Annotated in this window: 13 protein-coding genes; 8 read left to right on the plus strand and 5 right to left on the minus strand. The window is 68.2% G+C overall.

Annotated features, from left to right (window positions below):
• Nucleotide 1 precedes the first annotated feature (1 nt).
• The 6 genes from K8P10_RS01575 (at nucleotide 2) to K8P10_RS01600 (ending at nucleotide 5378) form a co-directional block, all read left to right on the plus strand.
• The gene (locus K8P10_RS01575) at nucleotides 2–1282 is read left to right on the plus strand and encodes an aconitase X catalytic domain-containing protein (protein ID WP_224780062.1); all 1281 of its coding nucleotides are present in this window, start codon (nucleotides 2–4) and stop codon (nucleotides 1280–1282) included.
• Nucleotides 1279–1794 carry an aconitase X swivel domain-containing protein gene (locus K8P10_RS01580; protein ID WP_224780063.1) on the plus strand — a complete coding sequence of 172 codons (516 nt, stop codon included), beginning with the start codon at nucleotides 1279–1281 and terminating at the stop codon, nucleotides 1792–1794. The genes K8P10_RS01575 and K8P10_RS01580 overlap by 4 nt, the downstream gene beginning before the upstream one ends.
• 64 nt (nucleotides 1795–1858) lie before the next feature.
• Complete coding sequence (locus tag K8P10_RS01585; protein ID WP_224780064.1) at nucleotides 1859–2608, plus strand: 3-oxoacid CoA-transferase subunit A; 750 nt, start codon at nucleotides 1859–1861, stop codon at nucleotides 2606–2608.
• A complete protein-coding gene (locus tag K8P10_RS01590) occupies nucleotides 2605–3273 on the plus strand; it encodes a 3-oxoacid CoA-transferase subunit B (protein ID WP_224780065.1) in 669 nt (222 codons plus the stop codon). Before K8P10_RS01585 ends, K8P10_RS01590 begins: the two co-directional genes overlap by 4 nt.
• Before the next feature lie 4 nt (nucleotides 3274–3277).
• Entirely contained in the window at nucleotides 3278–4447 is a 1170-nt protein-coding gene (locus K8P10_RS01595) for a thiolase family protein (RefSeq protein ID WP_224780066.1), read from the plus strand.
• Between the two features lie 157 nt (nucleotides 4448–4604).
• Nucleotides 4605–5378, plus strand: coding sequence for an IclR family transcriptional regulator C-terminal domain-containing protein (locus tag K8P10_RS01600; RefSeq protein ID WP_224780067.1), 774 nt, complete (start codon nucleotides 4605–4607; stop codon nucleotides 5376–5378).
• Between the two features lie 18 nt (nucleotides 5379–5396).
• Here the strand turns inward: K8P10_RS01600 and K8P10_RS01605 are convergent, their stop codons facing one another.
• The gene (locus K8P10_RS01605; protein ID WP_224780068.1) at nucleotides 5397–6050 is read right to left on the minus strand and encodes a TetR/AcrR family transcriptional regulator; all 654 of its coding nucleotides are present in this window, start codon (nucleotides 6048–6050) and stop codon (nucleotides 5397–5399) included.
• Nucleotides 6051–6238: 188 nt separating this feature from the next.
• Between K8P10_RS01605 and K8P10_RS01610 the strand changes: the two genes are divergently transcribed.
• Nucleotides 6239–7132 (plus strand): shikimate dehydrogenase, encoded by an 894-nt coding sequence (locus K8P10_RS01610; RefSeq protein WP_224780069.1) that lies wholly within the window; start codon nucleotides 6239–6241, stop codon nucleotides 7130–7132.
• Complete coding sequence (locus tag K8P10_RS01615; protein ID WP_224780070.1) at nucleotides 7129–8451, plus strand: MFS transporter; 1323 nt, start codon at nucleotides 7129–7131, stop codon at nucleotides 8449–8451. The genes K8P10_RS01610 and K8P10_RS01615 overlap by 4 nt, the downstream gene beginning before the upstream one ends.
• A 6-nt stretch (nucleotides 8452–8457) precedes the next feature.
• Here the strand turns inward: K8P10_RS01615 and K8P10_RS01620 are convergent, their stop codons facing one another.
• Genes K8P10_RS01620 through K8P10_RS01635 form a run of 4 tightly spaced genes read right to left on the minus strand, consistent with a single transcriptional unit; the run spans nucleotide 8458 to nucleotide 13374 of the window.
• Nucleotides 8458–10329 (minus strand): FAD-binding protein, encoded by a 1872-nt coding sequence (locus K8P10_RS01620; protein WP_224780071.1) that lies wholly within the window; start codon nucleotides 10327–10329, stop codon nucleotides 8458–8460.
• Nucleotides 10326–12035 carry an FAD-dependent oxidoreductase gene (locus K8P10_RS01625; RefSeq protein WP_224780072.1) on the minus strand — a complete coding sequence of 570 codons (1710 nt, stop codon included), beginning with the start codon at nucleotides 12033–12035 and terminating at the stop codon, nucleotides 10326–10328. Before K8P10_RS01625 ends, K8P10_RS01620 begins: the two co-directional genes overlap by 4 nt.
• Nucleotides 12032–13069 carry an alcohol dehydrogenase catalytic domain-containing protein gene (locus K8P10_RS01630; protein ID WP_224780073.1) on the minus strand — a complete coding sequence of 346 codons (1038 nt, stop codon included), beginning with the start codon at nucleotides 13067–13069 and terminating at the stop codon, nucleotides 12032–12034. The genes K8P10_RS01625 and K8P10_RS01630 overlap by 4 nt, the downstream gene beginning before the upstream one ends.
• A gap of 11 nt (nucleotides 13070–13080) precedes the next feature.
• Entirely contained in the window at nucleotides 13081–13374 is a 294-nt protein-coding gene (locus K8P10_RS01635) for a YciI family protein (protein ID WP_224780074.1), read from the minus strand.
• Between the last annotated feature and the right edge of the window lie 36 nt (nucleotides 13375–13410).

Genomic DNA, 13410 nt, shown 5'->3' on the forward strand with positions numbered 1-13410 from the left:
CATGCGGCTGAGCACTGAGGAACGCGCCATGCGCGACGGCGACGGGGGCGACGCTGTGGCGGCCGCCATGGATCTCCTGATCCGCTATGGCGAGGGGCTCGGCGCCGAGCGCCTCTGCGCGGTCAAGAACGTCGCGGGTACGACGACGCAGCCGACACCGGCGAAGACCCAGCTGCTGCGCGAGGGCGGATGGGCGAAGGCGTTCGCGGTCACGAGCCTCGACTGCGACCGGGACGTCGAGATCCCGCCCATGCGGGTGCCGACGTGTCAGTTGCAGCAGGGGTTCAGTGCGGACGCGCTGCAGATCACCCCCTACAACCCGCACCTCGTGGAGCTGCAGGAGGGCGCCGAGGCGTTCGCGACGGACCGCGGGATCAACATTCTCGCCACCTGTACGCCGTATCAGGTGGGCAACCTGCCGGTCTTCGGCGAGCACATCGCGTGGATGGAATCCTCGGCGGTGGTCTACGCGAACTCCGTGCTCGGCGCGCGCAGCAACTGCGAGGGGACGACCTCGACCGGTGCGGCGTCGTTGACCGGCCGCATCCCCTACTGGGGCAACCATCTCGCAGAGAATCGCTACGGAACGCATCACATCGATGTGCGGTATCCCGTGCGGAGCTTTCAGGACTGGGGGCTGCTCGGGTACTTCTCCGGGGGCCTGGTGCAAGAGGAGCGACCCGTGCTCACCGGCGACCTCGCCGACGTCGACTCAGAGAAGCTCAAGCACCTCGGTGCGGCGATGGCCACGAGCGGCGGCGTCGAGATCTTTCACCTGCCGGGCGTGACGCCCGAAGCGTCGACGTTGGAGGCGGCATTCGGCGGACGTGACGTGCCCGATTCGGTGCCGTACACGGATGCGGAGCGGCGCAGCGCGTACGAGCGGTTGAACTCGAACGGGTCGAGTGAGGACGTCGACTTCATTCTGCTCGGGTGCCCGCACGCCTCGCTCAACCAAATGCGCGAGATCGCTGACCTGCTCGACGGGAAGACGCTGAATCCCGGCACGGAGCTCTGGGTCATGACGCCGCGAGCGCTGCGCAGCGTTGCCGAGCGCAACGGGTACGTCGCCGCGATTCAGCGTGCAGGGGGCAAAGTGCTCACCGACTCGTGTCCGGCGATGTCGCGGGTGGCCCCCGAGGGTACACGCGTCTTCGCGACCGACAGTGCGAAGCAGGCCCACTACCTGCCCGCCATTCTCGGTATCGAGGCGTGGTTCGGGACGACGCGCGAGTGCGTGGAAGCGGCGATATCGGGTCGGTGGAGAGGAGAACTGAGATGAGTCGGACGACGGAGCGCAACGAGCTCGCGCACGATTCGGCGAGTCGGGCGGCACCGAGGCTCGTGCTCACGGGGCGCGGGATCGTTCCCGGGCGCGCGGAGGCGCGAGCGCTGGTGACGACGCAGACGATCTCAGGATGGGGCGGTATCGATCCCTCGACTGGAACCGTGATCGAGAAGCAGCATGAGCTCGAGGGCATCTCTTTCGCGGGCAGGATCCTCGTCTTTCCAGGTGCGAAAGGGTCGTCGGGGTGGTCGGGGTTCTTCCAGTCCTCGCGGCTGCTCGGCTCGCCGCCCGCGGCGATGCTGTTCACCACCGTGACGACAAAGGCCGTGCTCGGGGCGGTGGTGACGCGATGTCCGACGGTGATCGAGTTGGACGGCGACCCCGTCGCTCTCATCCGGACGGACGACTGGGTCGAGGTGGACGGCGACCGGGGCAGGGTCTCGGTGTTCGATGCGGCGCCCACCGGGGCAGGGGGTGGTGCTGGAGAGGGGGTCCGTGTACTGTAGTTTTCGATCAACGAAGTCATATTCGCAAAGCGAAAACTCGTGACCACGTGACCTGGAGGTGCGGATGATCGACAAGACAGTCCCGTCCATCGCTGATGCGGTGGCGGGGATCCCCGACGGAGCCACCGTCATGATCGGCGGGTTCGGCCGCGCAGGCCAGCCCGTCGAACTCATCGACGCCCTGATCGAACAGGGGGCGGCAGACCTGACGATCGTCAACAACAACGCGGGCAACGGCGACGTCGGCCTTGCGGCGCTCCTGGCGAAGCGTCGCGTGCGCAAGATCATCTGCTCGTTCCCCAGGCAGAGCGACTCCTGGGTCTTCGACGAGCTCTATCGCGAGGGTGCGATCGAGCTCGAACTCGTCCCGCAGGGCAATCTCGCCGAGCGCATCCGCGCCGCCGGTGCCGGGGTGGGCGCCTTCTTCACGCCGACCGGGTACGGCACCGCCCTCGCCGAGGGCAAGGAAGTCCGCGAGATCGACGGACGGCACTACGTGCTCGAGTACCCGATTCAGGCGGATTACGCGCTCATCAGCGCACGCAAGGCGGACCGCTGGGGCAACCTCGTCTTCCGCGAGACTGCACGTAACTTCGGCCCGGTTATGGCGACCGCCGCGGCGACCACGGTCGCGCAGGTCGACGAATTCGTCGAACTCGGCGACCTCGATCCTGAATCGATCGTCACTCCCGGCATCTTCGTCAACCGTGTCGTCGCGGTCGGCGAGCGTCGCTGGTTGCGTGACGGGGAGTTCGTCGGCGGTGTCGACCTGGAGGGCAATCCCCTCAGCGAGAACGAGGAGGCAGCAGCATGACCACTCGCATCACCCGCCAGGAGCTGGCGCAGCGGATCGCCGCGGACATTCCGGAGGGAGCGTTCGTGAACCTCGGCATCGGAGCGCCGACGCTCGTCGCGAACTACTTGCCCGAGGACGAGGAGATCATCCTCCACACCGAAAACGGCATGCTCGGCATGGGCGGCGCGCCCGAAGCCGGGCGAGTCGATCCCGACCTGATCAACGCGGGCAAGCAGGCGGTCACCGCTCAGCCGGGTGCCGCCTACTTCCATCACGCCGACTCGTTCGGCATGATGCGGGGCGGCCACCTCGACGTCTGCGTGCTGGGCGCATTCCAGGTTTCCGAGACGGGTGACCTGGCGAACTGGTCGACCGGTGCTCCCGGAGCGATCCCCGCCGTCGGCGGCGCGATGGACCTCGCCATCGGAGCGAAAGACGTCTACGTCATGACGGACCTCCTCACGAAGCAGGGCGAGTCGAAGCTCGTCGCAGCGTGCAGCTATCCGCTCACCGGTGTGGGGTGCGTCTCGCGCGCGTACACGGATCACGCGGTCTTCGACATCACTCCTGAAGGGTTCGCGGTTCGCGAGCTCTTCGGCGACAATACGATCGCGGAGCTCGAACAGATCACCGGGCTGTCGCTCAGTGACGCGCGCAATGCAGGCGCCGAGGCAGGGAAGTAGGCACATGACGGGAACATTCATCTACGACGCAGTCCGCACGCCCTTCGGGCGCGGCGGTGGCGCCCTCTCCGGGGTGCGCCCAGACGATCTCGCTGCAACGGTGATGCGCGCTACGGTGGAGCGCACGGGGCTGGACCCCGCGCGCATCGAAGACGTCATCTTCGGCGACGCGAACCAGGCAGGCGAGGATAACCGCAACGTCGCGCGATTCGGTGCGCTGCTCGCCGGCTTCCCGACCACGGTCACGGGCACGACGGTGAACCGCCTGTGCGCCTCGTCGGTGGAGGCGGTGATCCAGGGGTCACGGGCGATCGAGTCCGGCGACGCAGACGTGATCCTCGCCGGAGGTGTCGAGTCGATGAGCCGCGCTCCCTTCGTCGTCGAGAAGTCGGCGAAGCCGTGGCCGGCGGTCGGCAACCAGACGATGTGGAACACCTCGATCGGGTGGCGAATGACCAACCGGGCGCTGCCGACGCACTGGACGATCTCGAATGGCGAATCCGCCGAGAAGATCGCGCAGGAGTGGGGGATCGGCCGTGAGGCGCAGGACGAGTTCGCAGTGCGCTCGCACCGCCTCGCCGCAGAAGCCTGGACCGCCGGTCACTACGACGCCGAGATCGTGCAGGTGCCGGGAGCCGAACTGGCTCGCGACGAGGGGATCCGCGACAACACCTCCGTCGAGAAGCTCGCCGGGCTCAAGGCGCTCTTCGCCGCGGACGGCACCGTGACCGCTGGCAACGCATCGTCGATCAACGACGGCGCCTCCGCCGTACTGCTCGGCGGAGAGGGGGTCATCGACGCCGAGCCGTTGGCGCGGGTCATCGGACGCGCGGCGCACGGCGTAGACCCGGACCAGTTCCCGATCGCCCCCATCGAGGCGGCCAACAAAGCGTTGGCGCGAGCCGGGAAGACCTGGGCGGACGTCGACTTCGTCGAGCTCAACGAGGCGTTCGCGTCCCAGTCGCTCGCCTGCCTCGCCGGTTGGCCGGAACTCGACCCCGAGAAGCTCAACATCCACGGCGGCGCGATCGCGATCGGGCACCCGCTGGGCGCTTCGGGAGGCCGCATCATCGGCCACGCGGCGCAGGAACTCAAGCGCCGCGGGAGCGGAGTCGCCGTTGCAGCGATCTGCATCGGAGTGGGGCAGGGCCTCGCGGTGGTGCTCGAGCGGTAGATGCGTCCGGATGCGGACAACGCCCGTGAGAGCAGTATGCACGATATGCATATTGCCTCTGCCCCGCGGCGGGCACGCTCATGGTCGCCATGAGTGAACCGCGGGGGAAGGACCTCATGATCGCTCTGCTGACCCGTATGCTGGCGGAGGAGGGCAGATGACTGAAGATTCCCGCGACACCGACTTCGTCCAGTCGCTCGCGCGCGGGCTCGCGGTGATTCGCGCATTCAACGCCGAGCACGCCGAGCTCACGCTGAGCGAGGTCTCCCGTCGAGCCGAGATCTCACCGGCCGCGGCGCGCCGGTTCCTGCGAACCCTGGAGACCCTCGGATACGTCCGGTCTGACGACCGCCGCTTCGCGCTGACGCCGCGCGTGCTCGAGCTCGGTTTCAGCTACCTGTCGGCGCTCTCCCTGCCCGAGACGATGCAACCCCACCTGGAAGGACTGTCGCGCGAGGTCGACGAGTCGGTCTCCGCAGCGGTGCTCGCCGGGACCGAGATCGTGTACGTCGCCCGCGTGCCCACCCGGCGCATCATGTCCATCGGCATCACCATCGGCACACGATTCCCCGCGGCCACCACGAGTATGGGGCGCGTACTGCTCGCAGAACTGCCCGACGCGAGAGTCCGCGAGTTGCTCGCGGAGCACCCGCCGGAAGCGCTTACCGAGCGCACGATCACCGACGTCGACGCCGTCATCGACGAGCTCACTCGAGTCCGCGAGCAGGGCTGGGCCATCGTCGACGGCGAGCTTGAGCTCGGCCTGAGGTCGCTCGCGGTCCCCGTGCGCGGTCGAGACGGAGGTGTCGCCGCGTCGCTGAACGTTTCGACGAGTGCCACCCGGGATTCGCTCGAGAGGCTGCGCGATCACCACCTTCCCAGAGCGCTCGAGACCGCCGCTGCGATCGAGGCGGATCTGCGTCTGCTCTGAATCAGCGGGAGCCGAAGCTCAGTCCGCAGCTCTCCGCGCGCCGCGAGTGAGCCACGCGACCACCACATCGCCGATCATCGACCGCAGGTGCGCGCGACGCTCGGGGGCATGCAGGTCGGTGCCGAAGAGGTGACCGAAGGTGTACTGGTTGCCGACCTGGAAGACGCAGTAGGAGCTGATGAGCAGGTGGACATCGAGCGCATCCACGTCGGTGCGGAAGTCCCCATCCTCGCGCCCGCGTTCGAGCAGCTGATCGAGCAGGTCGAGGGCCGGAGCGTTGAGCTCGCGGAGCGATTCGATCTGACTGATGAACTTTCCGCGATGGATGTTCTCGATCGCCACGAGGCGGATGAAGTCCTCATGGGCGAGATGATGGTCATACGTGAGCTCGGCGAGTCGGCGCAGCGCTTCGACGGGGGCGAGGCCGTCCACCTGCAGGCCCTGCTCGGCCTCTCGGATGCCGCGATAGGCGTTCTCGATCACGGCGAGGTAGAGCTGTTCCTTGCTGCCGAAGTAGTAGTAGATCATGCGCTTCGTGGTGCTGCTGCGCTCCGCGATCTCGTCGACGCCGGTGCCCGAGTACCCGTTGGCGGCGAATGCGGCGGTCGCCTCGGTCAGGAGTTCGGCCCGGGTACGCGCAGCGTCCCGCCGTTTCCCGCCGTTCTCTCCCACACGGCAATCATCTCGGGTTGACCGAGCCGGTGCAAGCGAGGCCCGGGCGCTCATGGGTCCCGTCGCCGTTTCGGAAGTGGTGTTTGACATCCTCGCCGAGCGATTGCATGATGTACGTACCGGTGAGTACATTACCGGTGAGATACGGGTGCGATGACGCACGGAAGACTCGCAACGACGGGAGCACGATGACAATGGGGCATGCGTATGCGATGGGACTCATCGGTGATGGGGTCCTGCCGTCGCTCACGCCGCCGATGCAGATGGCCGAGGCTCGCGCGCACGGCCTGACGCTCGTCTACCGGCCGCTCGCACTCGACGCACTCGGGCTGACCGTCGAGGCGCTCCCCGAAATGCTCGACTGGGCCGAGCGTCTCGGATTCGATGCGCTCAACATCACCCACCCGTGCAAGATCGCGGTGATCCCGCTGCTCGACCGGCTCGATCCGATCGCTGCGTCGGTCGGTGCCGTCAACACGGTGCGCTTCACCGCTGAGGGCCGCGTCGGGTACAACACCGACACGACAGGGTTCGAGCGCGCCATGCGGGAGGGGTTACCGGGCGCACCGGTGGAGCGCGTCGTTCAGGTGGGCGCGGGTGGTGCCGGATCCGCCGTCGCGGATGCGCTTCTCCGCTTGGGCGCGGGGGAACTCACGATCATCGACGTCGATACCGCACGTGCCACCGCTCTGGCGGCGGAGCTCGCCGCGAGGCACGGTGCACAGGTGCGGGGGAGCGGCCCCGGCGACCTGCCCGACGTGCTCGCACGCGCCGACGGTGTCGTGCAGTGCACACCCATCGGCATGCACCAGCACCCCGGTCTACCGTTCGACCCCGAGCTGCTGCTCCCGACCCAGTGGGTCGCCGACATCGTCTACCGTCCCCTCGACACCGCCCTGCTCACGGCGGCGCGCGAGCGCGGATGCCGCACGCTGCACGGCGGTCGCATGGCCGTCGGACAGGCTGCGGACACGTTTCGTCTCGTGACCGGACTCGAGCCGAACCTCGAACGCATGCACCAGCAATTCCAGCGCCTCATCGACGACGAAGAGGCCCAGCACCCCACGAAGGAGCGATCATGACCGACACCCGAACCGCGGATTCCCTGGAACCACGCAAGACACCGGTGAGAGCCGCGCTCGCCAGTTTCATGGGCAGCGCCGTCGAGTACTACGACTTCTTCATCTTCGGCACAGCCGCTGCCCTCATCTTCCCGCACATCTTCTTTCCGAGCGGCGACGATGCGGCGCTCGTCATGTCGCTGGCGACCTTCGGCTTCGCGTACATCGCCCGCCCGATCGGCGCCGTGATCCTCGGCCACTACGGCGACCGCATCGGCCGGCAGCGAGTCCTCATGTTCACGTTGGTGCTCATGGGCATTGCGACGTTCCTCATCGGCTGCCTGCCCACGTTCGAGCAGATCGGCTGGTTGGCCCCTGGGCTGCTCGTGCTCTGCCGCCTGATGCAGGGGCTGTCCGCGGCTGGCGAGCAGGCCGGCGCGTCGTCGCTCTCGCTCGAGCACGCGCCGGACAACCGGCGCTCGTTCTTCACCTCGTGGACGCTGACCGGCACGCAGGGCGGACAGATCCTGGCGGCGTTCGCCTTCCTCCCGGTGACGCTGCTCGACGACGACAATCCGTTCAAGTACGAGTGGGCCTGGCGCATTCCGTTCTGGCTGAGCGCCGTGGTCGTCATCGTCACGTTCTACATTCGCCGCACGCTGCACGAGACACCCACGTTCGAGGATGCGAAGGCGTCGGGCGAGATCGCAAAGATCCCGCTGATCCCGCTGATGCGCGACCACTGGCGTGACGTGCTGCGCGTGGTGCTCTGCGCGTTCATCGCCGCCGTCTCGACGGTCTTCGGCAACCTGGCGATCGCGTACGGTGTGGCGGTCGGGCTTGCCGAGAGCATCACCCTCTGGCTCGTCGTCGTGGCGAACATCGTGGCGCTCGGCACACAGCCGCTCTTCGCCATGCTCGCCGACCGGATCGGACGCAAGCCGGTCTTCATTTACGGAGCGATCTCCTCCGCGGTCTTCATGCCCTTCTACATGCTGTCGATGACGGGCGACAACACCTTCCTCGTGTTCGTGCTCGCCGTGCTGACGTTCTCGTGCGGTTACGCCGCCGCCAACGCCGTGTGGCCTTCGTTCTACGGCGAGATGTTCTCGGCACGGGTCCGATTCTCCGGAATGGCCATCGGCACCCAGCTGGGCTTCCTCATGGCGGGCTTCGCACCCTCCATCGTTGCTGCGTTCGGCGGTGCACAGGAGGGCGGCTGGGTGCCGATCTCGATCTTCACCGGCATCATCTGCATCGTCGTCACCCTGTCCGCGCTCACGGCGAAGGAGACGAAGGACGTGCCGACCGAGACGCTCGGGTTGAAGGTGGTCGCGTAGGCCGGGTCAGCGGGCGTCCCACCCGGGCAACGGCTCGACCGTGTCCGCACCCGGCAACGGGGCGCCCGCGATGTCGCGGATCGCGGCGTACGCGAAGACGAGGCCGGGACCGATCGTGATACCGGGAGCCGGATATGTTCCGCCCATGACTGACTGCATGTCGTTGCCAACGGCGTAGATGCCGTCGATCCGCTCGCCGGAGGCGTCGAGCACGGCGGCCGCCGCGTCGGTGACGTAGCCCGTCGCGGCGCCGATGTCGCCGGGATAGAGACGGACGGCGAAGTACGGCGCAGACGCGAGGGGTCCGAGGTTCGGGTGGCCCGACTCCGCGCCCGAGTCCCCGTTGAACCGCTGGTAGGCGTTCGACCCGCGATGGAAGTCGGGGTCCTCTCCTGCAGCCGCCGTCTCGTTCGCCCGCAACACCGTGCGCTCGAGCGCTGAGGATGGCACGCCGAGTTGATCGGCGAGACCGGCTATGGTGTCCGCGCGGAGGAGGTAGCCCTCGTCGACGAAACCGTCGAGCGTACGCTGACGCGCGAACGGGTGCACGACGCCGAGACCGTACCGGCGCATCCCCTCGGCGTCGGTGATGAGATACGAGGGAGTCGCCGTGCCGGGATCCTCGTGGTCGTGCATCACCATCTCGGCGCCGAACAGGTGGTAGCTCGTCGCCTCGTTCACGTACCGATGGCCGTGCTGATCGACGACGACCATGCGCGGTTTCGCGCGGTCCATGACGAAGTGGGGGAAGACCGCCCAAGAGCCGTCGGCCCGACGCCGGCGCGAGACCGGCGCATAGTAGACGTGTGAGAACGCGCGGCGCCCGTAGTGTCCCCCGAGGCCGTCGAGCAGGTCGTGTGCCTGCCCGGTGTGTCCGGGAGCTCCGGGGCACCACTCGTCCGGGTGGCCGGGCAGGAGGTCGGCGCGGCGCTCGGGGTGCCGGTTGAACCCTCCCGTCGCGAAGATGACCTGACGTGCGGTGATCGTGATGAGGTCCGGATCGGCGCCGGCCGCGATCTCGCCTGATCCGCCTGTTTCGGGGTCGTCGATACCGACCGCGATCGTGACGAGCAACCCGTCGTTGTCGCGAACCACGGCACGCACCTCGCTGCGGGTGAGCACGGGAGCTGCGCGCTCATCGAGCGTGTGGAGCAGTCCGGCGACGAGCGCGTTCCCCATGGTCCGGCGAGTATCGCGTCCGTGCTCATTGACGGCGTCTCGGTAGGCGCGCCTGAGCGCGAGGAGATGCGCGCGCGACTCATCGGTGGGATGCGCGCCCAGGAGGTGCCCGATGTCATCGCGCTCGAGAGACATCCCTCCGAACACGGTGAATTCGGGAGTCGGAGGCCGTACGAGCGCGAGCCGTTCGCCGAGTGCGCGCCCGTCGAACGGGTGCGGCTCGAGTGCCCGACCCGCGAGGCGGGCGCCGGGGAGCTGCGTGAGGTAGTCGGGGTGGATTTGGCGTGCGCGGTAGGCGATCGAGGAGCCGCGTTCCATCACCGCTATCGCCTCGGGGCCGAGGTCGATGAACGCGTCGCGTAACCCCCGGGGCGCGTGGGGCCCTACTGCGGCGTCGAGAAACCGAGAGACGTCGTCACGGGAGTCGTTCGCGCCGACATCGGCGGCATGCCGGGTGCCAGGGACCCAAGTGGTTCCCGCCGTGAACGCCGTTGTGCCGCCCACCACGGAGCTCCGCTCCACGATCGCCGTGCTGAGGCCGGCTACCGTCGCGAACACCGCCGCGGAAAGGCCGGCGCCGCCAGCGCCGACGACGAGCACGTCGAGCCGGTCGCCGTCGGAGAGGCCGGGCGGAAGCTCTCCTGATGCGAAGGGGATCTCGGTGGCGAGTGGGATCTTCGGCGAGCAGCGGGTATTCATCGTGGAGCCTCCTCTGAGGCGAGGTCTGGCGCAGTCGGCGCGGTTCGGAGGTGACGGTGGCGCTTGGCGAGATCCTCCCCGACGGCGAACGCGCGGACCACGGCGGAGCCGAGCGTGGCGCCGCCGCCGGGGTAGGCGCCGCGGAACATCGTCGCTGCAGCGTTTCCGGCGGCGAAGAGCCCTGGAATCGGTTCACCGTCGTGGTCGAGCACTCGGCCACGAGCATCGACGGCGAGGCCGCCGCTCGTGCCGAGGGTGCCGCCGTGGATCCGCACGGCCGAAAACGGTGGAGCGTCGATGGGCGCGAGACAGGGGTTCGGGGTGACGGCGTCGTCGCCGAGGAAGCGATCCTGCGGAGTGGATCCCCGCGAGAATTGACGGTCGGCACCCGCCCGCGCATCCGCGTTGAACTGTGCCACCTGTGAGGCGAGGCCGACCGAATCGACTCCGATCCGGTCGGCGAGTTCGGTGAGGGTGGGAGCCGTGACGATCCAGCTCACATCCTCGTCAGCCGCGATTCCGGCGATGGGATAGCGCTCGCGATAGCGGTTGTCGCACACAAGCCACGCAGAATCGCCGGAGGGCGTCAACCGGTGTGGGTCGATCGAGCCGAACACGCGACTCGCATCGTGGTAATTGAGGGCCTCATTGACGAACCGGCGTCCGTCCTGATTGACGGTGATCGACCCCGGCAGCGTCATCTCGACATTGCCCATCCGGCCGGAGGGGAGGCCATCGACCCGCTTGTCCGGCGGGGTGATGACGGGAACGCCCCAGAATGTGGTCATCTCGGAGACTGCTGCGCCCGCGCGGAGGCCGAGCCGGAGCCCGTCCCCGGTGTTCGACGGGGCGGAGATCGGCGTGACGGGGTGCGGGAGAAACGCTCGCTGCAGTTCGGGATCCCACTCGAATCCACCGGAGGCGATGACGACCGAGGTCGCCGCGATCCGGTGCGTACTGCCGCCGAGCGTGATGGTCCACTCGTCGTCTCCTGGTCCGTCGAGTCGCTCGAGCCCTGTCACGCGCGATCCCGTCGAGAACAGGACGCCGCGGTCGAGAGCCGTCGCGACGAGACTCGCGACCAGGGCGCCGCCCATGGTGCGGACGCCCGTGGCCCGTCGCTCTGCGAGGAGCCCCGGATCCGGTGCCCGACCGTCGAGAGCGTCCCGCTCGGCCATGGAGAGAGGCGGGAAGTACGACGACGGCCGGATCGCCTCACCGAGCCCTGGCACGACCGAGACGTCGAAGGGCTCGTTGTCGAGGCTGCGTCCGCCCCGCGTCGCTCCGGGCCAGTCGGATCGGTAGTCCGGGCGCGCGAGCGGCTTGAGCGAGACTCGTGTGTGCTCGAGCAGATAGTCGGCGACGCGGGTCGCACCGCCAAGGTACGTCTCGATCTCCTCGCCTCCGAGCCGCCCGCCCGTCGCCGCCCTCAAGTAGGCAGCGGCAGCGGCGGGGGAATCCGAGTATCCGGCTTCGGCGGCGCATCGGGTGGCGGGGAGCCACATCACCCCGCCACCGATCGCAGTCGTGCCACCGAGCAGGTCCGCCTTCTCGAGCACCACGACACGGGCGCCTGAGTCGGCGGCGCGAACGGCGGCGACGAGACCCGCGGCGCCCGATCCCATGACCGCGATATCGGTCCGGGAAGGGAGCTGGGCCGCCGGGGTGATGACGGTGCCGGTGAGTCGGGAGATCGTGGCGCTCATGACACCGGCATCTCGATGAGGATCTTCCCCACTCGCTGGTCGCGGTCGCGCATCGTGCGGAACGCCCGATCGAGGTCCTGCGCGGGGAAGCGGTGGGTGATGAGCTCACGAACGTGCGCGGGGTACGCGGCGATCAGCTGCAGCGCTCGAGGGATGAGCCCGGTGCTGTTCCGGCTCCCGAGGAGGTCGACCTCCGTGAACGCCAGGAGATTCAGTGGGAAGGCGGCGGGCCTGGTCGAGATGCCGACCTGCACGACGCGTCCTCCGGCCCCCACGGTACGGAGGGCGTTCTCGAGTGATACCGGCACCCCCGTTGCTTCGATGACGACGTCAGGGCCCTCGCCCTCGGTGAGCTCGCGGAGCGTGATCGATCCCGCATGACCCGGGAACGTCTCCGCGGCATCGACGAGCACGGTTTTCGCCGCACCGAACGTTCGAGCGAGTTCGAGTCGATCGGCGACGACATCGGCGACCACGACCGTCGCTCCGAGATCGACGAGGGCGAGGGTGGCGAGCAGACCGATGGGCCCAGCTCCCAGCACGAGCACGACGTCATCGGCTGAAGCTCGACCTCTGGACACGGCCTGGAGTGCGATCGAGGCCGGTTCAGCGACCGCCGCGAGATCGAGCGGCACGTCGTCGGGTACCCGGTGGAGCCGATCGGCGGACACGGCGATCCGCTCGACCAGGCCCCCGTCCGTGTAGCATCCGAGCACCGTCAGCCTCGGGCAGACGTTCGAGCGACCTCGGCGGCACGCGCGGCACTCGCCGCAACTGATGAGCGGGTCGATGGCCACGGCATCACCGATGGTGAGCGTGAAGACATCGTCGGCGACGGCGACGACCGTCCCCGAGAGTTCGTGCCCCTGCACGAGCGGGAGCTCGGATGCGTAGTCGTCCTCCCAGATGTGCAGGTCGGTGCCGCAGAGTGCGACGTGCGCGATCTGCACGATCGCTTCGCCTGGACCGAGCGCCGGAGTGGGAACGTCGACATACTCGAGCGTTTCGCGGGCCGTGGTGCGTATCGCGCGCATCAGTGTCTCCTTCAGGCCGCGGCGAGCCGCACGGCACCGAACTTGGGCGTCCAGCCACGCACGGTGCGTTCGACGAACCCGTGCGCTGCGAACGGGTCGTCCGCCATGAGCGCATCGACTGCATCAACGGACTCGCCACGGATGATGAGCAGTGCACCGGGTTCATCGGATTCGGTCGGGCCGCTGACGACGAGGCGACCGTCGTCGAACAGGGTCTGCAGAAAGTCAAGGTGAGCCGGGCGATGCTCGTTCCGCCCTGCGTCGGTGCCTGGCAGGTAGCGATAGGAGACAGCGAAGAGTGACATGGGGTCCTTTCGAAGGGGTGGTGCTGGGGCCGAGGG

The organism is Leucobacter sp. Psy1 (assembly GCF_020096995.1).
Lineage (GTDB): Bacteria > Actinomycetota > Actinomycetes > Actinomycetales > Microbacteriaceae > Leucobacter.